We start from the raw sequence: 24697 nt of genomic DNA, 5'->3' as shown, positions 1-24697 counted from the left end.
GAGGTTGCTTGTCGGGGTCCTTCGGTTTGCGGCCGCCGAGATTGAATCGTCCTTTATTGTCGTCTTGATTTGCCAACTAAAACTCCTGAACTCAGGTAATCGAGCTATCATTTATACTATCGGGTCGGTCAAAACTTCAATAAAGCCTCACCCGATGGTCTCTTATAGTCTCAACGGTCGACCAGTTTCCCAACAAACGGCAAATTACGGTATTTCTGGTTGTTGTCCAGACCAAAACCTATAACGAACTCATTGCCGACGCTGAAACACTTATACTTAACATCCAGCTTCACCCGGTGGCTGGCGGGTTTGTCAAGCAATGTAACAACCTCAATCGAGGCCGGTTCCTGTTTACGGAGCAGGTCGATGATCGTAGTGCAAGTGCGACCGGTGTCGACAATCCCCTCGACCAGCAGCACGTGACGGCCCTTGACCGACATAGCGTTGGGGACACCGATAGTGATATCCTCTTCCCGGAGGGTACCCTGTCGAAACGACGCGGCCGAGACGAAATCGACCTCCATCGGCAGATTGACGGCGCGCACCAGGTCGGCCAGGAAAACAAAACATCCCTTAAGAATGCCCATCAGGATCGGCGTTTCACCGCGATAATCCTCGGTGATACGGGCGCCCATGCGCTGGACTCTCTGCGCCAGGCGATCCTGATCCAGAAGCAGTTCAACCCTTCGCTTGCGGTCGGTGTCTTCGGTGAGTGAACTCAATTTCGATTACCTCTTCTGTATTCTCATCAACTTTCACGCGATCGGCGATTTCATAGCCGACCAGCCAGATGATTCCTTTCCGGTCACACACCACCGGGATTTCATCCCGGTAGAGGGCAGCGACTTTTTTGTCGGTCAGCCAGTCTGAAACGGTCCGGGTTCCTTTCAAACCCAGCGGACCGAAACAGTCGCCGGGGCCGATATTGCGCACCGTCAGGGGTGGTTTCACCCGGTTACCGTCAAGTCGGACGCGCTGACTGCGCCGCTGGTATTGTACTGCGGCCTCATCAGCCGGACGCCGCCGACATCGAAAATTATACGCCGGTCGTCCGATTCGACAACGACCGCCGATTTCCAGCGATTCCTCGTAACGACCCTTTAGCGGTCGATACAGTACGAGCTTATCCGCGACCAGACGCGCCTGTACGCTATCCGGTAAAGCGACCGCTTTGCCGCCGTTCAGAGCCAGTTTGTCGCAGCGCTCGACAACGACACGATCCACTGCGGGACGTAAACCCAGCTCCTCGGAAAGGCAAAAACGCAAAATACGCCACCTTAAGGATGGAGCATACGAGCGAAATCGTCTCAGATCAACCTCTATTTTCCCTCCCGGCGTGCGATTGGTCGATTTGCGGACTTCGCGGGCCACGATCTCGGTCAGCAGAGCGGCGTCTTCACCGGCCGTACGGCTGAGATTCCAGAGGGCGCGGTCGATGCCGGGATTCATTTCGGTCCGAAGCAGCGGCAGCAGATGATTACGCAGGTAGTTACGGGTATAGTCGTTTTGCTCGTTGCTTTCGTCGAGGCAGTATTTGAGTTTTTGCTTCTTCAGGTAATCGAGTATCTCCTGCCTCGAAATCGCGAGCAACGGCCGGATTATTTTCCCGCGCTTGATCGGCATTCCGGCGAGACCGTCGATCCCCGCGCCGCGAATGATCCGGTGTAGTACCGTTTCGACTTGATCGTCGCGATGATGTCCGACGGCGATACGGTCGCAATTAAGTTCGTTCGCCAGTCGATTCAGAATTTCATAACGTCCGCGACGAGCCGCCAGTTCGATACTCTCATGCTGTTTTTTGGCCCGGGCCGGGACATCAAGCACTTCCGGATAAAAATCGACGCCGAGCTTTTTGCAAAAGGCGCGACAAAAAGCCTCTTCTTCGGCGGCTTTCTCGCGGAGGCCGTGGTTGATATAGACCGCCTCAAGGCGCAATCCGTATTCATTACGTAATTGGGTGAGGCAGTGGAGCAATGCCGTGGAATCGGGACCGCCGGAGAAGGCGACCAGAACCCGGTCGCCGGGGGCGAGGAGGCCGTATTGGGCGATTGTTTGTCGGACCTTGTCGAGCATGTCTCATTGTAGCTATGAGGCTGCCCCGAGTCGAGCAAAAAGCGCGGGGGAGGGGGAAAAGTAGGGCATGTCTCACCGAGACATGCCGCCTTGCGCCGGGTTAAGTCTCATCAACGCGTAGCAGCGGGGCTTGTCTCCGCCGCATAAGCAATATTTCAACACTTCCCTTCACAGAAATGACATCCTCCGAGACAACGATCCCCGATCCCGCACATTAACTAATTTACGTGGTTATAGAGCTTTTCGAGTTTTTCGTTCGGACCCAGCAGGACCAGCGTGTCGCCGTCGTTGAGCACGACATCCGGACCGGGGGTGATGGTCATGATGCCGCCCGGTTTTTTGAGTCCGATAATCGTCACGCCGTACTGCTGTTTCAGGCGCGAATCGGCGATAGATTTATTCGAAAGGGCGCAGCCCTCCGGGATCACCATCTCCTCAATCGAAAGGTTGCCGATGCCGGGGGAGGTCATGTGCATGAAATCGCCGACATTCGGTCGCAGAGCAGACATTGCCATCCGGATGCCCCCGAGGACGTGTGGCGAAACGACATGATTGGCGCCGGCCCGCATGAGCTTTTTCTCGCCCTCTTCGAAATCGGCGCGAGCGATGATGTTAAGATCATGATTCATGTGTCGGGCGGTGAGGGTCAGGTAGACGTTATGGGCTTCATCCGGCAGGGTAGAGACAAGTGTTCGGGCACGTTCGATCCCGGCGTCTTTGAGGACGTATTCATCGGTGGCTTCACCTTCGACGAACAGGTAATCGGAATCGATCAGACGGCGAATCGTGTTCGGTTCTTTTTCGACAACTACGAACGGCGCTTTGGTTCGGGCGAACTCGGAGGCGACCTGTCGACCGACCCGGCCGAATCCCGCTATAATGGAGTGATCCTTGAGCTTTTTAATCCGACTGTCCATTTTTTTCCTTCCGAAAACCTCTTTAAGCTGCCCCTCGATAACGATTTGACCCAGCGTGGCGGCAATATAAGCGGTCAGAACCACGCCGATGAAAATGATGGCCATTGCCAGTACACGACCGGCTGCATGTAACGGCTGGACCTCGCCATAACCGACGGTCGACAGCGTGATGACGGTCATATAAAGAGCATCCAGCGGAGCCATACCCTCGATCGCTGCGAAACCCAGAGAACCTACCGCCACGGTCACGATCAGAGCCGTTACCGCCACGGCCAGTTTTCGGATGGAGCGCATCGGCGTTCCCCCAAAAACCGGTTCTGAACGTTCCCATTCTCGGTTTACCGTTGTCTTATCCGTCATTAATTGCAACCTGCCCGGGTCAGCGTTCACGAAGTCCGGCCCGGTTATCCGGACCGAATCCAGCGCGGAACTTGCGGCCGCGTTGGTTTATTAAATAGGCAATGTTGTTGACCGAAAGCAATAATATGTTTACGCTTGGAGCTATGTTGAGTCAGGAGAAACAAAACAACCCGGCATATCGTTTCGGTTGGTATCATTTGCCGATGATTCTTTACGCTGCAGCGATTATTGCGGTCTCTTCGATTCCCGATCTGCATACGCCGCAGGTGCGCATGTTTGCCTTCGACAAGCTGGCTCATTTCGCCGAATATGCCATTTTTGCGGCTATAGTATTCCGCTCTTTTTCAAATTTCCGTAAGTTTATTCCAACCAATCGGGCTTTTTTGTTCGCCGCTCTCTTCGTTGCTGTTTTTGCAGCTTTTGACGAGTATTACCAGCACTTTATTCCGGGACGGTTTTCTTCGGCCGCCGACGCCGTTGCCGATTTTATCGGAGCCATGCTGGTTTTAGCCTTTTTCGAGCTTCGCCGCCGCCGTTTAGCCGCCCGAAAACAGGGGCGCTGATCAACTTCCGCACAATACTAGCGTCAAATCGGCTGAGGCCTTGACAATCCGGGGGTTTTTGGTATATTTCCCATGGTATAACAGCGGCTTAGGTCAAGCCGTTTCGAATTCAAAAGCTGCTGTAAGACGGCGGCTTTGACTACTGAAGGTCCAACACGCTGAGAGCTGATTAAGCTACAGTAATTGCTAAACAACCTGGTCTAACATTGCTGGTCTGGAGATAAGTCGCGTTTGTTTCTTTTCTGGAGGGCTAAAATGTTCCAGACGCTGGTGAAACTGTTCGGCCGAGGGCCGCAAATGCTTGATGCGTATAGGACTAACATGCTGATGATGGACACCTTGGCGGGCCGGAACGATGGTTTTTTTCCGGCTTTTCGAGTATGTATACCCAAGGTGATAAAAAAGAACCGCGTTTCCGGCATTGCTCATGCCATATATGGGTCAAAAGCCGGTAAAGGCGGACTATGCTCTGGTCAAGTATGAATTGTTTTGACAATATGTGTGAAAGATATATCAGGAGATTTGCAAGATGAGAAACAGATTGTTAATCCTGCTTGTGTCGTTGCTGGTGGGAGCCGGCGGCGCCGTATACGGGCAGTCTATCAGCCTTGACCATGTCGACGGCCTGGTAGAAGGCAATTTCCCCATTGACGCACAAGCCGTATTCTATCTGCGCATGGCAACCGGGACCACCAATCCGGCCGGTATTACTAATGGATACCGTATATATTCCCCGGAAGGTGCCACCTGGACCGGCGCTACTCTTGACTCGACCGGAACTATTACTGCCAGTATGATGGAGTCGCAGTTCATGACTTCATACAGCACCGGTTCCGACGCCGATACGCTTGGCTATGGTGGTTTCCGTATGTTCAATCCCGGTATCCCGGCGGGATTCGATGAAATCTACGCTCGAATCACGGTTGGACCGATTTCCAGCGCCGATGAGGGCAAGACTCTCTGCCTCGATTCTTCCTGGTATCGGCCGTCCGGTATCTGGAAATGGGCCAGCACCTCGGCTGATATTTTCCCGACCTGGGACGGTCCCCACTGCTATAATATCGGATCAACACCGCCGGCCAATCTCGTGGTTGCTCCCGATACGCTCTATTTCTCAGGGATTGAAGGCGCCGGTAGTCCGCTGCCGCAGACCTTCAACGTCAGCTTCGACGATGACGGCGCTTATGCCTTTACGGCTTCCGAGACTGCCGACTACATGAGTCTCGATGCCGCTTCCGGAACCACGCCGCTTGACGTGACGGTGACGATCGATATCGCCGGGCTGACGGAGGGCGTTTATCTGGATTCGGTCACAATCTCTTCGGAAGATGCCGGCAACGGTGACCAATATGCTTATATAGAGCTTACGATTGATTCTCAACCGACGCCACTCACGCTAGTCGTTACTCCCGACACCCTCCGGTTCTCCGGACAAATCGGTTCCTCCGATCCTGACGGTCAGTACCTCTATATTAACGAAATCGAACACCGCGAAATGCCTTATGGCGTCATGGAATCGACTGACTGGTTATCTCTCGAAAAGGATCTCGGTACGACCGAAGATTCCGTGCTCGTGACGGTAACGCAGGATGGCCTGTCTGCGGATGTTTATTACGCTCTTATTACGGTGACCGACAATGTGGCCAAGACCGATATTCCGGTCACGGTAGTTTTTGAGCTTGCCGCCGCGCCGAACAATGCTCCGGTGTTGTCGGTGCTTGATTCGGCTTTTGTCTGTGCCGACTCCGTGCTGATTCTGCCGATGACTGCGACCGATGCTGATGAAGACGCCCTGACGTTTACGGTCAGTCCGCTGGCCGACGGCATGACCTTCGTCGACTCCGGCAACGGCGCCGGTTACATTCAGTTCGTGCCGACGATGGATCAGGTCGGCGATGTCTGGACCTGGGCTTATGTTTCGGACGGCAAGGATATCGATTCCAATGATGTTCATTTCATCGTTCAGGACTGCACGCCGCCTTGCTCGGAAATGGCTTTGTCCAATACGGATTTCTATTTCGCAATGTATGAAGGCGACGCCAATCCTGTCGCTCAGTTGCTTGATATTACCAGCTCCGACGCTTCCTTCGGTTGGGAGATTATCAAGAGCGGCGGTGACTGGTTGACCATCGATCCGCTGTCCGGTCTTTCCGGATCGCAGGTAACGCTGACTGTCGACGGCTCCTCGCTCTCAGCCGGCAACTATGAGGTCACTTTTGCCGTAGCGGCCGATCCCGAAGTGGTTTGTGATCCCGCGACCCAGTATGTAACGGTTTATTTCGACGTTATCGTGCCGCCGTCGGATGAGGATTTCGTGACGGTTACGACGATCCCGGCTGTCCCTGGCGCAAGAGTCAAAATGCCGGTCAAGATCGAACATGTTTGTGATCTGGGTGCTCTGTCGGTTACCCTGGCTCCGTCGGGTGACTGGAGCGAGATTACGCTGGATTCGATTTCGTTCGTCGGCTCGGTGATCGAAAACTGGATCGATCGGACGGTCATTGACAACGATACCGCGGTTACTATCGTAGCTTCCAAGACCGGTGATGAACCGTTCGTCCCGGCCGGTGTCGGAGTACTGGCGACATTCCATTTCACTCTGAGCCAGTCGACCTTGTACGGTTTCTATCCGATTGAGGTAACTACCCCCGATCCGCTGTTCACTTATGACTGCGGTGCCGGTCCGGTGCAGGTCGTGCCGGGCGGTATCGATGGTGGTATCGTAGTCGGTTCAGCCGATAACTATGTCTGCGGTTATGTGGTGGATCCGCAGGGACATCAGATCGAAGGCGCCACGGTCGAGCTTTGGGCGGATTTCCCGCATGGAGCCTGGGATGACCAGACCATGACCGACGCTACCGGTCTGTTCCAGTTCTTCAACTCGCAGGTCATTCCTTTCGATCTGTGGGCTTACAAAGATGGTTATTATCCGGGTAAGGTCGAGAATCTGAATTTCGGCCAGTCCGGTATTATGATAGTCCTGACGCCGGTCGAGGAATTTGCCAGGACCGATGAGTGGGTCAATTTCTACTGTGCCAATAATACCTACATGGGTTCGCCGCTGCCGGTTGGTTCGGTGATCGATGCTTACGATCCCGACGGTGTTCATTGCGGTTCGCAGATGGTCACCGAAGCGGGCAGCTATGGTTTCATGCCGGTTTATCATGACGATATGTACAGCCTCGAGGATGAAGGCGCGATGCCGGGCGATGCCATCCGCTTCTACGTCAACGGCGTTCTGGCCTATACGCCGGACGATCCGATCTGGACCGAGAACGGCGACGCTATCGAGGTCTGTTTCCACATGGGTGATATCTATGTCAAGGAATGTCAGTTGACCGAGGGCTGGAACCTGGTCTCCTGGAACCTCGACACCGAGTCCGATGCTGTTGCCGATGTGCTTTCGTCTATCAGCGATTGCCTTGATGTGGTCCTCGGTTTCGAGAACGGTGGTCTGACCTACGATCCGGCGATGCCGCTCTTTTCGACACTTCAATACGCCGATCATCTCAGCGGTTACTGGATCAAGGTCAACTGCGACATTACGCTGCAGATCGTCGGTGAAGCCGTTCCCAACGTTACCGTGATCCCGCTGAACGTCGGCTGGAATCTGGTCTCCTATTTACCGGATGACGCCATGGCGACCGGCGATGCGCTGGCTTCGATCATGGAAGATCTGGATGTGGCGATGGGCTTTGACAACGGCGGTCTCAATTACGTACCGGGTGATGATCTCCACAACACTTTGGTCGAGATGAGCCCCTGCTTCGGTTATTGGATTAAGACCTCATATCCGAGCGAGTTGCTCTATCCGGGCATCGGCCCCGAAATCTCGCCTCAGCTCAATTTCGATCGGTTCGCGGCGAAGGTTGTCGGCGGTGTCAATATGACTCCGACTTGGGTCAACCTGTATGCCGAGAAACTGACACTCGACGGCGAGGTGGTTCCGGCGGGCGCTTCGGTAACCGCCCATACGGCCGACGGCCGCATGGTAGGACATTTCGAGTTACAGTCCGACGGTCTGTTCGGATTCATGCCGGTCTACGGTGATGACCCGAGCACTGAGACAGTCGACGGCGCCGAAGAAGGCCAGACCTTCACGCTCAAGGTCGATGGTGTCGAGACCAACGAGGAGTTTACCTGGACCGCCATAGGCGACCGCATCGCGGTGTCGGCATTGACGGCCAAGGGAACGTCCGACGATATGGTGCCCGGCAGTTACAGTCTCCGTCAGAACTATCCGAACCCGTTCAATCCGTCGACTACGATCGGCTTCTCACTGCCGAACTCCGGCCAGGCACGCATTGAGGTTTACAATATCCTCGGTCGTTGTGTCGCCGTTCCGTTCGAAGGTATTGCCGATGCGGGTTATAACGAAGTGACCTGGGACGGTCGGAATAATACTGGCGCCCCGGTTGCATCGGGCATATATTTCTACCGCTTAGTCTCTGATAACTATACCGAAACACGCAAGATGATGTTGTTGAAGTAGGTTATTCATGATATTCGAAAGTATGATCCTAACACCGGCCGAGCAAAATCGGCCGGATAGATACAGGGTGAATAAAGTGAAGAAGACAATTACTACACTGACTTTAGCTCTTGCCGTGGCCCTGGCGTCGGTTTCGATGGGACTTGCGGATATTAATCCCACGCCGTACTGGATGAGTTTCCTGGGCGATGTAACCTACAACGGCAGCAATCTGCTTCCGCTCGGTTCCCGTATTGACGCCTATGATCCCGACGGCGTGCTCTGCGGCACCGATTATGTCGAAAACGTTCTCGATTCCTCCGGCGTTTACGGCTCCATGGCCGTCTATGGCGACGATGTCACCTGGACTCCTTCCGTTGACGAAGGTGCTGAAACCGGTGACCTGATCAGCTTCTACATTAACGGTCGTCCGGCTGCCGCCGAGGTTGTCTCCGGAAGTATTTACTGGCAGGATAAGGCTACCTCGATCGTTAATCTCTCCGCCAACGATTTCACCTTCGGCATGACGCTGGTCGATCCGCCATCCAACACGAGCGGCGATCCGGGTACGACCCTGCGTTTCCAGGTGGGCGTTCAGAACAACGGCAACGGTCTGGACTTTTACACCATCGAAGTCACCTCGGCCAACGGCTGGACCGTGACCGTTCCGGACTATTACATCTACGCCGATCCCGGCCAGACCGCTTACGTCTGGTTCGATGTTTTTCTTCCGCCGTTCACCTCCAACATGTACGACGAACTGTCCTACACGGTTCATTCGCAGACCGCGCTGCCTTCGGCTTCCGTCAGCGGTTCGGTCACAGCTATCCGCGACGCCGAAGTCGAATACGCGGCCTCAATCACGACCGCTCCGGCCAATACCTACGCCTCACCGGGTGAGGTGGTGAACGTACAGGTTGGAGTAACCAACGACGGCAACGTCCCGGACATGTACAGCATAATATCCGAATCAAACCTGGCCTGGACCACCAACGATCCGCTGAGCTTCTGGCCGGCTGATCCGGACGAGGAAGTCTACGTTACGTTCACCGTCACGGTCCCTTACGACGCCGAGCAGGACGATGTCAGTGAGATTACTTATTACGTCGCCTCAGCCTACGATCCGTCATTGATTCTGCAGGGTTCCTTCACGATCAGCGTCGTGGCTACGGGTATCGATGACGATCCGTTCGGCATGCTGCCGACGGAACTTTCGGTGGGTCAGAACTATCCGAACCCGTTTAACCCGACCACGACCATCGTCTTTTCGATCCCGAGCCGTTCATCGGTTTCATTGAGCGTGATCGATATTCTCGGTCGGACTGTCGACATGCGCGATCTCGGATCGTTGTCGACCGGTTCACATGAGTTCGAATACGATGCCTCGGCGCTTTCTTCCGGTGTGTATTTCTATCGCATTACCACCGCCGAGTCGAGCCAGACCCGAAAGATGGTTCTGGTTAAGTAGTGTCTGCTACGTCAGATATAAAAACCCCGGTCGTTTGACCGGGGTTTTTTTCTTGCGCTCGTTGGCAGGTCGTCCCTAATTAGTTAAAAGTACCTCTGGTCATCGGCTGATACGGCTACAGCCGGGGGCGATCATCGCAGAAACCGAGCAGGATAATTAAGTGGCGCTGAAATTTAAGGTCGCAGGGAAAACTGATATTGGCCTGGTGCGAAGCGGGAATGAGGATTTTCTCCATCTCGACAAAGAACACCAGGTATTTGCCGTGTGTGACGGCATGGGAGGACATCAGGCCGGTGAGGTAGCGTCCATGACCGCCTCGCAGATTTTATCCGTTGCCTTCGATTCCTTCCGCGATGAATTGATGGCAGATCCGGATTTGGCTCTTGATCGCTCTTTGCCTAAATCGGGTGAACTGCTGCTCAAATCGATTCGTCTGGCCAACCGACAGATTTACAACAAAGCCTCCGCCAATCTGAACATGTCCGGAATGGGTACGACCGTGGTCGCGGTTGCGCTTGAAGGCAATCTTATGTCGGTGGCGCATGTCGGAGACAGCCGGGCCTACCGGGTCGAGGAACGGCGCCTGGCGCCGTTGACCATGGATCATTCCTGGGTCGCTGAAATGCGCCAGAAACAGATGCTGGGCGCCGATGAGGAACTGGAGGGGGTCGGCAAGAATGTTATAACCCGGGCTCTCGGTGTTCGCGAGAACGTGGAGATCGACTATCGTCTGATAACAGTCGCTCCGGGCGACAAATTCATGCTCTGTTCCGACGGCCTCTGTGGTTTTGCCGACGATGAGGATATCCACGACGTGACCGCCAAGTCCGGTGATATCGAGCGCATGTGCAAGGACCTGGTGCAACTTGCCAACGACCGCGGCGGGGCCGACAACGTCACCGTGATTGGTATTGAGATCCTTGAAACAGGGGAGTCATCGTTTAACGAAATCGAAGTTTTCACTTTACCGGCCGAGGGGCAGGAACTGCTGGATGTCGAGGATCGCTGGCTCTCTCGGATCGATAAGCATCTCCAACAGGATTCCGCAGGACCGCCGTCAAAATCTAAGGGGCGGGGTGGTGGGTCAAGCAGGTTTTGGTTATTTCTGATCTTTGTACTTTTTATCGTGGTGGCATTTGTGGTGATTAAGTTCATGTCCACCGGCGAATGATTCCCTTTTTTAACGCTGCTGATTCCGGGAAGGGAACCCAGGTCGTAAATTTCTCAGAGAGAATCTTATGCGGGGGATATTATCGACGCGGGCAGCCCAAAGATCGGTGGACCCGAAACCGAAGGTATCTTATCCGGTGCAGAAAAGCCTTGACTTTCGGCTCTGTCTCGGTTATTTCAGGACACGAAATGCGCCCATAGCTCAATTGGATAGAGCGTCTGACTACGGATCAGAAGGTTGGGGGTTCGACTCCTCCTGGGCGTATTTTTTTATTGGCCGGCCGCGCCTCATTTCCCAGTATGAGAGCAGATGAATCTGCTGGTTATCTCGTCTTCTACTATTAACAACTGATCGTATCACCGTACTTACACGGACAGGCGCCACAGGTGTGCGAATGTGGCCGATTCTCCCCGGAATCAGGGCCGGTATGGTCAGGTCAATCTTCGTTTATGTTCCCTTGGACGTACCTATATCCTATTGTATGGCATCGGTATAGGTCGGTCCGGTTGTTGCCCTCCGAACAGATTGGGTAGAATTAGTTTTGACAAATAAGTCATCCTTCTCGTCATTATATGTGGGTAGTCTGTGCCGTAATGCTTTGCGTGCTGGTGGAGGTAACATGCGGGTTCGAGAACCTATCGACGCCCTCCTCTGGATATTGCCGGTTGCGTTAGGGCTGATCATAAGCTGTGATAGAGCAACCGATTCTGTAGAACGAGTCGGTGATCTGGCCGGGGTGGTGCGCAGTGTAGAAAATCATGAGATCATTGTCGGCGCGATTGTCGAGTGCGACGGTGTTATCGATACCTCCGATGCCAACGGCAATTTCTTTCTGACCAATCTCTCCGCCGGTTATAATACTTTGTCAGCCTCAAAGCAAGGCTATGAGCCCTACCTGCAGGGGATAACGATCAAATATCATACCGACTTCGATATCTTGATGGAAACGAGGATATTCACCGATGGTCTCAAGGGACATGTTTTTCTGTCCGGTTCGGCTGTTCCGGTTGCCGATGTTCTAATCCGCTGCGGCAGCCGTTCGGTTATCTCCGCCGCCGACGGTTCCTATAAGATAGACAGTCTGCGAGCCGGTCAATATGCCCTGAACGCGATCAAACAACACTATGTTACGAAAGAGATAATCCTCGATCCGGATACGATCTCACAACTGGATATAATGATGCCGTCAACATCTATCGCCGGGCAGGTCTACAACCGCATCGACGGACCGGTCAGTGACGCACAGATAGAGATCGCCGGTATGAGCGGCGTAACCGACAACGACGGCCGTTTCGTTATCCCAATTGTCCCGCAGGGGAATCATGAAACATTGGTGATCCATTCGAGATACGATCCGGAAACGACCTGGGTGAAAATCGAATTGAATACCGCGGAACTGGCATTTGTTCTCAAGCGGTTTATCTATGATTCCATAGATGTCGTCAACGATGCCAACATCGTCTATACCGATTTCGACGGTTGTCCGGATTGTCCCGTCTGGTGGGATTATCATCAGGGTGATAATCACGATGATCGTCTGCGCCTGGAATACTACTCGACCGAAGCGGATGATGGCCGATTTTTCATGGGATTCACTCGTGCGTTGGTGCAACTGCCGCCGTTGCCGGAGTATTTGACACCGTTCGATATTGATTCCGCCTGGCTCTGTTTGCGTCCCACCGGAGAATCTTATCTGCCCGGAGCAGCTGCCGCTCGGCGTGCCGTTGCCGGTGAAAATCCCTGGACTGAGACTCTCGTTGCCTGGTCGACCGCTCCTGAAGTTTCACCTCTGGTCCTGGGGGGAATCGATGAGTTTCCCGACGATGTCTGGACAATTAATGTCCGCACGATTTATCGTGATCCGCGCGATCTAATCCGAACGGTTCGGTTGCAAAAGGAAGAGATCGGTCTGACCCCGGTAAAAGAATATCTCAACTTCTGGTCGAGTGAAGCCCCGGAAGTGAGTGATCGTCCCTTCGTAATTCTCAAATACTACTATTAAGCGGCATGCCTACGGCTGACCGTCGACGGGGGAAAGACTGTCGGAGGGGAAAGCGGGACCATAGGTTTCGTTGTATTCTTCGTACTCAGCGCCGCCGGTGTTCATCGGCTGAAGAACCAATAACATGGACTGGCCGTCGCGGATGATGTCAAGGGTCGAGCCGCCGTTATAAAGGCTCTCCGTTATTCGGGTAACCATGTCCAGTTGATTGCGCGGACGGCGTCCGTCGACACGATAAATCCGGTCTCCCTGGCGCAGACCGTTGGCATAAGCGAGGCGATAGGTATCGATTTTATCGATCATCAGGCGGTTGGACTCATCCAATTTGACTGAAAAGCCCAGCTCACCTTTGAGCGGCAGGCCTTCAACGAACTCGGCCGGTCCCGCGTTGACGTCACGTTGCTGTGTACGCGGAGGACGGGTGACCGAAACTAGCGTTGAGCTGTATGGTTCGGCCGCGATCCAGTCGGCCAGCGTGTGATCGGGAGAAAGAACCCATTGGTTTTTGAAATACTCCTCGAAAATCATTCGGCCGGGCTGGTGATTTATCCAGAAAGCGGAATTATAGGCATCATTAGTGGAGTCTATTCCAATGATGTTTTCGGCGGTTGACAATGCAAGAAGCATGGCGAGGCAGTCCCGGCGATATGCGCCGGGCCGCATCAGCGGATGATATGAAATACCCAACTGTGTCCCCGTCGGTGGATAGGCGGCCTGATTGAGCATTCGATGCGCCAGCAGGTAGATCAGAGTCAACTGTAAACGGCTGCCCTCGGGAGCCGCTTCGAGAACGTCTCCGTCGCCGAAACTGCCGAGCGGCAACACCAGCGGATCGGAGGCCCCCTGCGAGCGATAATAACGGACAAGGTAAAGCGGAAAGCTCTCTTCCTGCCATTCAATGCCGCTCAATTCACGGAGAATGTGCAGGATGGTGTCGCCCTGGATGGTCCAGAAAGCCGCCAGGGTGCTGTCGTTTTTCTGCACCCAGGTCATATCCGATGTGGCCGATCTTTCCGTGAACAGTCGAGGATAAAGACTTTGTTGAAACGAGGCGGAACGGTCGTTGAAATCGACCACGGGAATGTCGTATTGGAAACTGAATATGCTGTATTCGACAAACTGCCCGAACGCGGCGGCGGCCGACAGAAACACTGCGAGAGCTATTATTACTTTTTTCATGCGCCTAAGGAAACCTTGCCGACACCGCAAATCAAGGCAAAATTACAAACCGGGCGGAATGGAAGCAGCGGTCGGCTGGGTCGGCTCGACCAATTCGATATAGAAAAGGGTGTACATATTGAATATGCCGGTACCCACGAAACCGCCTATCACCAGTGAAATCGGGAATCCGATAATCATCGTTAAGACTATAGCCGGTATGAGACTTAAACCGCTCAATACGCCTAGCGCCGCCAGCGGGAGACCTATCATCAGGAACAAGATCATTGAACCCATGCTCAGGCCTATGGAAATGGCGATGTTGATCAACAACATGATGGCGTTCTTGCCGGGTTCACGTCGTATCAGAAGCACGGCTTCATCGAAGGCTTTGGCAATGCCGATATTGCGAAGCACCATGGCTCGTTCGGTCAGTGCGGTCAGGACGTAACATAATGATATGCCGAGAATGAAAACTGGGATAAGGATGAGAAGCGACACCACTCCGACAGCTACATGTATGCAAAAGGCTAACGCCCCAATCCCGACCAACACCCCGAAAAACACTATCGAGCAGGCGAGCAGTATCAGGAAGAAGAGCAGGAAACGTCCGAGAAAATCTACTCCGGCGGAAAAAGAGCTCTTGAATGTGTAGGTTCCCCCGCGACGGATGCGGTTGACGGCGTCGATTAAAGCCGGGGTACAGATCAAATTAACTATCAGGAACACCAGTATTATGATAGCAATAAGTCCGATAAAAGGCAGCAGCCAATGGGAATCAAATATATTCTCCAGGCCGTTAGGTGTTCCCCAGGGTAATTCGGAACGGCTCCCCCCGAACGTGCTCGGATCGAAATTGAATCCGATACCGCCGCTGGCGAAGAAACCGAAAACCCAGAGTGATTTATGCTCCCAGGCAATCTTGAACGATTCCTTGACGATGTTACCGTAGTCCATTCTCTATTCCTCCTGCTCCTTGATACTCGTTTCGCAGGCGGTAATTCAACCCTTTTTTTCTCGCCCGGCAATTTGATTTATCTCCGGACCTGTCCCTGCGGTGAAGACAAATCATGCCGCTATACCGGAACACTATTCTCTTAAAAAAACGGCGGCTGAGACAAGCTCCGCCGCCGATGTCATGGTTATTGCTGATGTTTTTAAGAGCTACAGGTCCAGCTCGGCCGTGTCACCGAATGCCGGGACGGTCACATTCCACTTGTATTGTTTGCGAATTTTATTCGCCAGTGAAAGTGAGGCATCCTTCTCACCGTGCACGATGAATACGTTCTCCGGGTCTTTGTTGAAGGCCATGAGATACGCCAGCATTTCATCGTAGTCGGCGTGACCGCTGAATCCGGACAGGTTTTCGATTTTGGCTTTGATCGGGACGTGCTGGCCGTAGATTTTAACGGTCGGTTCACCCTCGAGCATCGTGCGGCCGCGTGTTCCTTCGGCCTGATAACCCACGAACAACACAGTGTCCTTTGGATTCGGAAGACGGTTGATCAGATGATGCATGATTCGGCCGGCGGTGACCATGCCGCTCGACGAGATGATAATCGCGTCTTTCTGGATGTCGTTGATCGCCTGCGATTTTTTACGGGTATCGCAGATGTGGAGTTGTTGCGGACGGAATACCTTGATCCCCTTGATGGTCAAAGTACGGCTGGAAAGATTCTGCTGTTTGATCCGCCGTTCGTAAATGTCGAGCGCGTCGATTGCCATTGGTGAATCGACATAGATCGGCAGGGAAGGGATGAATCCTTTCGTTTCGAGTTCGCGCAACATGTACAACACCGTCTGAGTCCGTCCGACCGCGAACGACGGAATGATCAGCACGCCGCCGCGTTCCCGGGATTCGTGAATGACCCGGATAAATTCTTCCCGGAAATTGGAATCATCGTGCAGCCGGTTGCCGTAGGTTGACTCGATCACGAGATAGTCGACGTTATAAACCTGGGTGGGGTCACGCAGCAAGGCGCGAGCGGGTCGGCCGAGATCACCGCAGAAGAGGATTTTACGACGCCGTTTACCGTCCTCGACTCGGATGTCGGCCATCGACGAACCTAACAAATGCCCGGCATCCTTGAATTTCATGTAGACTTTATCGGTGATGTCGAGTCGCTCGCCGTAATGAACCGGCTCGAACTGCTGCATGCAACGCTCGGCGTCACGTACCGTGAACAACGGCAGGGCCGGTTTATGTTTGGAAAAACCTTTCTTGTTGGCCCACTCGGCATCCTCTTCCTGAATATGAGCGGAGTCTTTGAGCATAATCCGAGCAAGATCGGCGGTTGGCCGGGTACAGTGTATTTTCCCTTTGAAACCCTGGTTGCAAAGCCGGGGAAGATAGCCGGCATGGTCAATATGAGCATGGGTCAGAAAAACGTGATCGATCGATGACGGCGGTATCGGGAATTTCTCCCAATTGCGCAATCGGTTCTCCTTTTGACCCTGAAACATCCCGCAATCGATGAGCATACGAACCCCGTCGACTTCCAGCAGAAATCGCGATCCGGTTACGGTGCCGACGGCGCCTAGAAAAGATAACTGAGCCATAAGAAATAAACCTCATGAGTATGTTTTGAGACAATTAACTATCGAATCGAATAATGGACAAGCGTTTTAGAATGATTCGGCAGTAACACCGGCGGAGATATCGGATTGAGTCCGGGGTGATACATACCCCGAAACGGAAAGTGGACTCGTTTTGTCTTGACAGGACAGAGGATAAGACTAATTTAATTAACAGAAACTTTTGTACTGATCAGATTACTTGTCCTGTTTTTTTGTCCGGAGACTAAATTGAAGACAACGAAGCTGTGGCTGATAATAATCGCAGCTCTGGTAACGACATCGACGGTAGCTCGGGCGGGGCAGGAGCGTATTTCGATCCTGTTCATTCACTATTCGGTCGGAACCGGAATAGTCGAGGGGTATTGCTGGGGCGGTTATAATCGCAATATCATAGAGACTCTCGATACCATGACGATAGTGGCCGAAACCGATACCGCCCGGATCGTTTTCCGCTCTTATCGCATGAACGGCGACTACGTCGCGACCGCCATATCCGACACCCTTCCCGGTGATGGTTCCAACGGTTGCGCTTTTGATCGTTTCTCCAATTTTACTTACAACCTCGACGGCGCCGCCGGCAACCGCATGCGCATCTGGAACGACAACACCGGTATGGGCACGAACGGCTATGCCGGTATTCTCAATAAATTCTTTTTCATGCCGGACAAGGAAGACTCCCTGTTCTGGAGGATGTTTACCACTCACGAGGTTCCTTCATCGTTCCCCAATCCCGTGACTGAAATTGACGGATACGATTTTGTCCTGATTAAAAATCCCTACGATTGCTGGGCATATATGACCCAGGCCCAGGCGGACAGTATCAGGGTCCTTTACCGGGTGCTGCGAGACTCGATCGCGGCTCATCCGGAAATCAATGTCGGGCTGGCGTTCGGCACGCCGTTGCGTATCAACGACCGGGGACAGTATGATTCCTCGGTTGCTAAAATAACCTACGATCTGGCGAGCTGGTTCGACAGCGATGAATTCTTCACCCACGATGATGCGGCCTGTCGAAATATCTGGAAATGGAACTCCTATCAGCATCTCTGCGAAACGAGCCCGGACTCAGCCAATCGATATTGTCTGCAAACTCGTTACTTCAACGGTGAGGCCTCGGGTTCGCATCTGAGTCTGGCCGGTTATAGCGACTCACAGGATAGTCTTCTGGTATTTCTACGAGAAGTCGTGCAGGAGTTGCTTTGGCGTCGAGTCGGGGGGAGTACCGACAGCGACAATGATGGCTATGCCGATTACCTCGACAACTGCCCGCAAACGTATAATCCGTCTCAAACCGACAGCGATGGTGATAAGGTCGGCGATGTCTGCGACAATTGTGTCGTTATCGCAAACACCGATCAACGCGACAGCGATCAGGACGGCGTCGGGGATGCCTGTTGTTGTACCTTACGGGGTGATTTAAACGGCAATGGTGATGGCCCGGATATAACGGACCTGGTGTTCATGGTCGACTATATGTTTTCACAGGGCTCCGCTCCGGATTGTTTGCTAAACGGCGATGTCAACGGTTCACAGGGCGCACCTGATATAGCTGATTTGGTGAAGCTAACGTCGTATATGTTCCAACAGGGCAACGATCTTGTCCCCTGTCCATAATCATCTCATAAAGACATTCATGAACGGCAGACGTCCTTTGGTGTACCGGGGGACTTTGGGGGGAGATTGAAAAAGTCATACTCCTGGATATTCGTTGAGCCACAACTGTAATACGGGTGTAATACGGGAGACACCAGGCTGCCCGCTATGTGAGGTTAGGGCTCTTTAACGCGTAGCGGCGGGGCTTGTCTCCGCCGCGATTGAGGTTTGTCGACAATCTCCGGGTAAGAAGGTGTCTTCAGGCAATACCGGTCGCCGGTTATTTTCTGTTTTATTATCAGATTACTATCAATCCTGAGCTGCGAATCTGCTTGAGTAACCGGCCTGTTTTGCCGTACTTATCTGTATGGATGCCGATGAACAAACCAGTCGCTTTATTCTGAACCAGCATCGTCAAACCGAACCTGTCTGGCCGGCTGCGCTTACCGGGCCTTTTCAGGTCGGAGCCGTGCGTGCGGTTCATAAAGCGATGGCGGGTTATAGCCCAACTCCCTTGATCTCGCTGCCGCATCTGGCGGCTCGACTCGGTGTGGGGGAAATTCTGGTCAAGGATGAGTCCTTCCGGTTCAGTCTCAAGGCGTTCAAAATCCTTGGTGCGAGCTATGCCATTGATTGTTTTCTTCGGCGTGAATTGGATCGTCCCGGTCTCCGTCCCGGTGATATCTACCGCAACCGACGACTGGTCCCGGCGGGTCTGCACACGTTTTGTACTGCTACCGACGGCAACCATGGCCGGGCTGTAGCCCATATCGCCCGAATCATGCGCCAGTACTCGGCGATCTTCGTACCGAGCGATACCGTCCCGGCGCGGATCGATAACATCCGCCGTGAAGGAGCCCGGGTAACTGTAGTCGACGGCTGCTATGACGATGCCGTCAAAGCCGCCATATCCAGCGCTCAGCAGAACGGCTGGCAGATTATATCCGATACCTCATGGCCCGGATACGAGGAGATTCCGCGTGATGTCTCCGCCGGATATATCACGCTGTTCGATGAAATCAAAGGAGTAACCGCGGGACAGACGTCGTTCGATTTGATTTTTATCCCCGGCGGCGTCGGCACCCTGGCCGCTTGTGGCGCCTGGTACTATCGTCATGGACCGGGGAAAAGTACCGCCAAACTAATCTGTGTGGAACCGACCGAATCAGCCTGTTTGCTGGAATCGGCGGCCGATCCCCAGGGACGCCCGACTCCGTCAAAAGGGAATCTCAAGACGATTATGGCGGGTCTCAACTGCGCCAATATCTCACCGGTAGTCTGGCCGCTTATTCGTGACGCCTTCGATGGTTTTCTCGCAATCGATGACTCCTGGGCGGTGCAGGCTATGCGAGCTTATTATTTCCCCTCAGATGATGATCGCCAGATCGTGGCGGGTGAATCAGGCGCCGCAACTCTTGCGGCGCTGCTGGCCCTGATCAACGATCCGAAACTCGAATCAGCCCGCGCTGCTATCGGCCTCAACCCTAAGAGCCGTATATTGTTGTTAAACACCGAGGGAGACACGGACCCGGATCATTTCACGCGGGTTGTGTTGTCCTAACTTGTTAATTCATAGGGTATTCCACGCCATTTACCTTGACGGTTTTGCTTTTTGACCTATATTATGTATTGTGCAAGACAGGATTCAGTTTCTGCGGTTGAGTCTCACCTTTGGTACCGCCACCGTTATTGGCGATTCCAAGCCATAAAATTATTTTTCCCTTCCGGCTTGGATTCTGCCCTGCACCTGAAAACGAAAAGAATGATCGTCAAGCACTCAAAGAGGTGAAGCGTGACTCCTTTGGTAATGTTCAAACGTTGTCGGTCACTTGTACCCGCCCTGATTTTTCTGTTGGCGGCGGCAGTTTCGGCCGATCAGATAACTGTCAGTTATGAATTCGAGTATCCCCGGATCGAGACGATCCAAAACATCGGAGGAACGTTTGATCAGGTTCAGATCGAAAACGCTCCCAATGGTGGTAAAATCGGCTGGCCCTCACTCCCGGCGCGCGGTGCTGAGATTCTGCTCCCGCTTGGTGCGGAAGTAGTCTCGGTCGATGTTACGGGATCGGTTCGTGAACTGGTTGCTACCGGTTTGAACGTCGAACCGGTGGCGGCGCCGACTCCGATCTCGCTCGGACCGAGTGCGCAGAAACCGCCGACTCCCGATCCCAAGGTTTATTCTTTGAATACGGTGATTCCCGAAAACCGATATGAAGAGATCGGTGTGCAGGAATTCCGTGGATACCCGTATCTGGTCCTGAAACTCACCCCGGTGGAATATATTCCCGATAAAGGTGAGCTGTATTTTTATCCTAAACTGACGGTGACCGTTACCACCCAGAACGCCGGAAAGAGCTCCGACCTGTTCCGTGGTTTACCCGAGGATGATCTCGCCATTCGCGCTAAAGTCGACAATCCGGATGCCGCCGACAGTTACTACGCGGCCGCCAAATCCGGAACCAAGTCATACGACATGCTGATCATCACTACCGATGCGCTGGCTTCATCGTTCCAGCAACTCAAGGACTACCACGATACAACCGGCATTCTTACGGAGATCGTAACGACCTCAACCCTTGGCTCCAGTGATCCGGTGGTGATCCGTGACTCGATCCGTGAACGTTATACGGCCGATGGTATTTCCTATGTCTTGATCGGCGGCGATGACGACGTTATTCCGGCCAAGGACCTGTTCGTGGAGGCGTGGAGCGGCTCCGAGTATGTTGAGTATTCCATGCCGTCGGATTTCTTCTTCGCCTGTCTTGACGGCAATTATAACTCCGATATGGACGATCGCTGGGGCGAGCCGACCGATGGCCGCGGCTCCAGCGATGTCGATCTGGTGGCCGAGGTTTATCTCGGACGTGCCTCCGTCGGCAACACGACCGAGGCGAATCGGTTCGTCAATAAGACGATCCAGTACATGAACGCCAACGGTGCCTATCTGAAAAAGGCTATCATGCTCGGTGAGTATCTCGGCTTCGGCGGTCTCGGTGATTACGGCGGCTATTCCAAGGATGAAATTGTCGACGGCAGTTCGGCCCACCGGTACACTACGGTAGGGATACCATCAGATAAGTACGAGATAGATCGTCTCTACGATATGACCTGGCCCACTGGTGACTGGCCGGTGTCGGAGTTGAAGACACGAATTAATGCGGGGCTGCATATTATCAACCATTATGGTCACAGCAACGGCAGCTACAACATGAAGATGTCTTCGAGCTACGTTCAATATCAGCTTATCAACACCGACCTCTTTTTCGAATACTCCCAGGGCTGCATGGCGGGCGAGTTCGATCTCAGTGACAGTTACGCCGAATATCTTACGATCAAGACCGACTATGCCGCTTTTGCCGCTATTCTGAACGCTCGCTACGGCTGGGGCAGCGGCGATACCGACGGCCCCTCGCAAAGATTCGACCGTGAATTTTTCGATGCCCTCTTCGGTGAGGATATCACCCGTCTCGGCCCGGCCAACCATGACTCCAAAGAAGATAATGCCTACCGTATCGACGAATCATGTATGCGCTGGTGTACTTATGAGTTGAACCTGTTCGGCGACCCGACCGTGCCGATCAAGGGAGCCGCCTCGTGTGACATTTCCAATTTGCCGGACAGTGACGGCGACGGCGCCTGCGATGTTTTCGACAACTGTCCCGGTGATTACAACGTGGATCAGCTCGACAGTGACGGCGACATGGTCGGTGATCTTTGCGACGTTTGTCCCTACGATGAAACCGATGACGGCGACGGCGACGGCCTTTGCGGCGATGTCGACAACTGTCCCTATGTCAACAATCCCGATCAGACCGACAGCGATAGTGACGGGATCGGCGATTCCTGCGATCAATGTCCCGGCTACGATGACCTGGTCGATTCAGACGGCGACGGCGTAGCGGATGGTTGCGATGTCTGTCAGGGTTACGATGATTTTGCCGATTCGGACAGCGATGGCGCTCCCGACTCCTGCGATGTCTGTCCCGGTTATAACGACAGCGACGACTACGATGAGGACGGTGTGCCGGATCACTGTGATATCTGCCCCTCGGCATACGACCCGGGGCAGGAGGATAACAATCTGGACGGTATCGGCGATGCCTGTTGCTGCGAGATTCGCGGAGATGTCTCAGGGAACGGCAACGGACCCGATATCGCCAACCTGGTTTACCTGGTAAGTTACATGTTCCAGGGTGGCCCTGAGCCGCCGTGTATGGCCGCCAGTGATATCGACGGCGACGGGATCGGCCCGAACATCGCCGACCTGATTTATCTGGTGAACCACATGTTCAACTGGGGACCGGCTCCGGTGCCTTGCCCGGAGTATCCTGAGGTTTTCTAAGACAATAGACTCTATGGTTGAATGGATTAAGGCCGGGATTGCTCCCGGCCTTTTCCGTTGATGGGGGATAGTTGCAGGAGGATGCCGGTTTTGTGTCCGGGATCATCCCTTGGGTGAGATTGGCGAATGGCAACTCGCCTTCAAGGGGGAAATTCGGATCATAATCCCCGTAACGCAGGTCCGTCTTCGAACCTGCGCTTTCAAGTGATAATCAAGTTGCAGTCCAGATTTTGGGGAGACCGGTATTGTTCCGTCCGGGATCCGGGGTGGAACTTCGAACTAGGGAGGTTGCGTCGAGAAGACGATATACTTAGTATAAGAAAAACAACGAATTACTTTAATACGAGGAACAGCTATCTTCGCAATTCCTAAAATCCTGATGCTGGTCGCGAGTCCGGCCCTGGCATTTTTACTGATGTTGTCGTCCTGCAAAGGGGACAATCCCATCGATCCCGAGCCGGATACCACCCGCCCCACGGTGCAGTCGGTCAGTCCGGGCGCCGAAGCCGAACAGATTGCTCGCGAAACTTCGATTATCATTCTGTTCTCGGAGGCGATTGATTCGGGATCAGTATCGGCGAGTACGATTACCTCGGTTCCGTCGTTTACCGGCAGTTTCGAGGTTGATTCGAATGAGGTTACGTTTATCCCGGGTGCCCTTTTAGCTTACGGAACAACCTATCAGTTTACGATTGGAACCGGTGTTACCGATCTGGCCGGCAACGAACTGGCCGAGTCTTATGTCTGGTCGTTCAGTATCGTCGATGATCCGGCGACCACGCCGCCGCAGATAATAAGAACCACTCCGTTAAACAACGCTACCGGCGTCGATGCCGCCGAGCCGATCAGCGCCGTTTTCTCCAAAACGATGAACCCGGCTGGTTTTACCGAGGCTTCGTTCTACTTAGCTCCCGCGGTTTCCGGCACGGTCAGTTATGTCGATTCCACGGCCGTTTTTACTCCCGATGACACGCTCGATTATCAGACCGTTTACACCGCGACCATTACGACGGCGGCGGTCGATACATACGGCAACCATCTGACTGCCAATTATAGCTGGCGTTTCACTACCGGGGTAGATCCGTATATCCCGAAAGCCTTCGTAGTCAATCCGTACTACAGCTCAATAATGGGAGATACCGCCATTATCGGTGATACGGTGACCGTCTCGATTGTTACACAGCATCCGATCGGGGTGACCAGGGTAGAGTTTTACATCGACAACGTATATCAAACCGGTCATGACGATACCTCGGAACCGTTCGAGTTCCTCTGGGATGCCTCCGGCTATGAAATCGGGACGGTGCACAATGTCTATGCTCGTGCTTATGATGCCGAGGACCGTATGGGTATCTCCGACACCATGCCGGTGTATTATCTCTGGCAGGAAATACGAACCGATGCCAACGATGACCAGCGCGTAGATCTCAAGCGCTTGCTCTCTCGCAGCACCGACACCTTACTGGAGCTTCGTTACGAGTTCTGGGAAAACTGGGATGATCCGGCCAACGATACCGCTCTTGATTTAGGAATCTTCCTCGATACCGATCAGAGCGCCGCGACCGGATTCACGCATTTCACCAGCGACGGCACCTACATCAACGATATCGGAGCGGAGTATCGCGTAATAATCGGTGCTCACGGCTATGAAGCCTGGTCGTCAATAGCCTCCGATGAATCCACCTGGATCGTGCTCGGCGGTCCGGGGGACCTGGCTTATTACTATGTGCCCGCGGATACCAACGTTATGGAAATCGGAATCCGTTGGGAAGAGATGGATTTCCCCGATGCAATCGACCTGGTTTGCAACAACGTGTTCTTTATCAACACCAGCACGATTCTGCGGGACTGGATGCCGAATCTCGGCAGCGGGCATTTGACGATCTATCGTGATGACTGCTACCTGGGGGATACCTACGACCTCAGCAGTTCTTCCAAAACCACGCAGACTCCAAGTCAGGTATCGTCGGAACAACTTCTGAACCCGTTCGAATAATAG

The 24697-nt window shown here is 53.5% G+C and carries 15 protein-coding genes and 1 tRNA gene; 10 read left to right on the top strand and 6 right to left on the bottom strand.

What is annotated here, in order from left to right; translation table 11 throughout:
• Positions 1–170: 170 nt before the first annotated feature.
• The 3 genes from hpt to PLF13_10290 all read right to left on the bottom strand — a co-directional run bounded on the left by hpt (position 171) and on the right by PLF13_10290 (position 3350).
• Complete coding sequence (gene hpt / locus PLF13_10300; protein HOP07669.1) at positions 171–722, bottom strand: hypoxanthine phosphoribosyltransferase; 552 nt, start codon at positions 720–722, stop codon at positions 171–173.
• Positions 679–2073 (bottom strand): tRNA lysidine(34) synthetase TilS, encoded by a 1395-nt coding sequence (gene tilS / locus PLF13_10295; protein HOP07668.1) that lies wholly within the window; start codon positions 2071–2073, stop codon positions 679–681. The genes hpt and tilS overlap by 44 nt, the downstream gene beginning before the upstream one ends.
• 218 nt (positions 2074–2291) lie before the next feature.
• Complete coding sequence (locus PLF13_10290; protein ID HOP07667.1) at positions 2292–3350, bottom strand: potassium channel protein; 1059 nt, start codon at positions 3348–3350, stop codon at positions 2292–2294.
• A gap of 107 nt (positions 3351–3457) precedes the next feature.
• On the opposite strand from PLF13_10290, the gene PLF13_10285 reads away from it, so the two are divergent.
• From PLF13_10285 to PLF13_10260, 6 genes are all read left to right on the top strand, one after another.
• On the top strand, positions 3458–3913 hold the full coding sequence (locus PLF13_10285; GenBank protein HOP07666.1) for a VanZ family protein: 456 nt from the start codon (positions 3458–3460) through the stop codon (positions 3911–3913).
• A gap of 529 nt (positions 3914–4442) precedes the next feature.
• Positions 4443–8405, top strand: coding sequence for a T9SS type A sorting domain-containing protein (locus tag PLF13_10280; GenBank protein ID HOP07665.1), 3963 nt, complete (start codon positions 4443–4445; stop codon positions 8403–8405).
• A gap of 76 nt (positions 8406–8481) precedes the next feature.
• Positions 8482–9852: a T9SS type A sorting domain-containing protein gene (locus PLF13_10275; protein HOP07664.1), complete on the top strand. Its 1371-nt coding sequence runs from the start codon at positions 8482–8484 to the stop codon at positions 9850–9852.
• 160 nt (positions 9853–10012) lie between these two features.
• On the top strand, positions 10013–11023 hold the full coding sequence (locus tag PLF13_10270) for a Stp1/IreP family PP2C-type Ser/Thr phosphatase (protein ID HOP07663.1): 1011 nt from the start codon (positions 10013–10015) through the stop codon (positions 11021–11023).
• A gap of 190 nt (positions 11024–11213) precedes the next feature.
• Positions 11214–11287, top strand: a tRNA-Arg gene (locus PLF13_10265).
• 355 nt (positions 11288–11642) lie between these two features.
• A complete protein-coding gene (locus PLF13_10260) occupies positions 11643–13025 on the top strand; it encodes a hypothetical protein (protein HOP07662.1) in 1383 nt (460 codons plus the stop codon).
• 9 nt (positions 13026–13034) lie between these two features.
• Here the strand turns inward: PLF13_10260 and PLF13_10255 are convergent, their stop codons facing one another.
• The 3 genes from PLF13_10255 to PLF13_10245 form a co-directional block, all read right to left on the bottom strand.
• On the bottom strand, positions 13035–14204 hold the full coding sequence (locus PLF13_10255) for a hypothetical protein (GenBank protein ID HOP07661.1): 1170 nt from the start codon (positions 14202–14204) through the stop codon (positions 13035–13037).
• A gap of 42 nt (positions 14205–14246) precedes the next feature.
• Complete coding sequence (locus PLF13_10250; GenBank protein HOP07660.1) at positions 14247–15140, bottom strand: hypothetical protein; 894 nt, start codon at positions 15138–15140, stop codon at positions 14247–14249.
• A gap of 207 nt (positions 15141–15347) precedes the next feature.
• Positions 15348–16742 (bottom strand): MBL fold metallo-hydrolase, encoded by a 1395-nt coding sequence (locus tag PLF13_10245; protein ID HOP07659.1) that lies wholly within the window; start codon positions 16740–16742, stop codon positions 15348–15350.
• A gap of 246 nt (positions 16743–16988) precedes the next feature.
• Between PLF13_10245 and PLF13_10240 the strand changes: the two genes are divergently transcribed.
• The 4 genes from PLF13_10240 to PLF13_10225 all read left to right on the top strand — a co-directional run bounded on the left by PLF13_10240 (position 16989) and on the right by PLF13_10225 (position 24694).
• Entirely contained in the window at positions 16989–18374 is a 1386-nt protein-coding gene (locus PLF13_10240) for a thrombospondin type 3 repeat-containing protein (protein HOP07658.1), read from the top strand.
• A 346-nt stretch (positions 18375–18720) separates the two neighbouring features.
• Positions 18721–19914 (top strand): diaminopropionate ammonia-lyase, encoded by a 1194-nt coding sequence (locus tag PLF13_10235; protein HOP07657.1) that lies wholly within the window; start codon positions 18721–18723, stop codon positions 19912–19914.
• A gap of 231 nt (positions 19915–20145) precedes the next feature.
• Positions 20146–22698: a C25 family cysteine peptidase gene (locus PLF13_10230; GenBank protein ID HOP07656.1), complete on the top strand. Its 2553-nt coding sequence runs from the start codon at positions 20146–20148 to the stop codon at positions 22696–22698.
• Positions 22699–23077: 379 nt separating this feature from the next.
• The gene (locus PLF13_10225) at positions 23078–24694 is read left to right on the top strand and encodes an Ig-like domain-containing protein (protein HOP07655.1); all 1617 of its coding nucleotides are present in this window, start codon (positions 23078–23080) and stop codon (positions 24692–24694) included.
• The last annotated feature ends 3 nt before the right edge of the window (positions 24695–24697 follow it).

The sequence above is a fragment of the Candidatus Zixiibacteriota bacterium genome (assembly GCA_035380245.1).
Classification (GTDB): domain Bacteria; phylum Zixibacteria; class MSB-5A5; order GN15; family FEB-12; genus DAOSXA01.
Note: the sequence above shows the minus strand (reverse complement) of the source record. Positions and strands in the feature narration are given on the sequence as shown.

Bases quoted from the DNA above. Each gene is read 5' to 3' on its own strand.
- PLF13_10250 (HOP07660.1), bottom strand. From the start codon at position 15,140: ATGGACTACGGTAACATCGTCAAGGAATCGTTCAAGATTGCCTGGGAG.
- PLF13_10245 (HOP07659.1), bottom strand. From the start codon at position 16,742: ATGGCTCAGTTATCTTTTCTAGGCGCCGTCGGCACCGTAACCGGATCG.
- tilS (HOP07668.1), bottom strand. From the start codon at position 2,073: ATGCTCGACAAGGTCCGACAAACAATCGCCCAATACGGCCTCCTCGCC.
- PLF13_10225 (HOP07655.1), top strand. From the start codon at position 23,078: ATGCTGGTCGCGAGTCCGGCCCTGGCATTTTTACTGATGTTGTCGTCC.
- PLF13_10255 (HOP07661.1), bottom strand. From the start codon at position 14,204: ATGAAAAAAGTAATAATAGCTCTCGCAGTGTTTCTGTCGGCCGCCGCC.
- PLF13_10235 (HOP07657.1), top strand. From the start codon at position 18,721: ATGGATGCCGATGAACAAACCAGTCGCTTTATTCTGAACCAGCATCGT.
- PLF13_10260 (HOP07662.1), top strand. From the start codon at position 11,643: ATGCGGGTTCGAGAACCTATCGACGCCCTCCTCTGGATATTGCCGGTT.
- PLF13_10280 (HOP07665.1), top strand. From the start codon at position 4,443: ATGAGAAACAGATTGTTAATCCTGCTTGTGTCGTTGCTGGTGGGAGCC.
- PLF13_10290 (HOP07667.1), bottom strand. From the start codon at position 3,350: ATGACGGATAAGACAACGGTAAACCGAGAATGGGAACGTTCAGAACCG.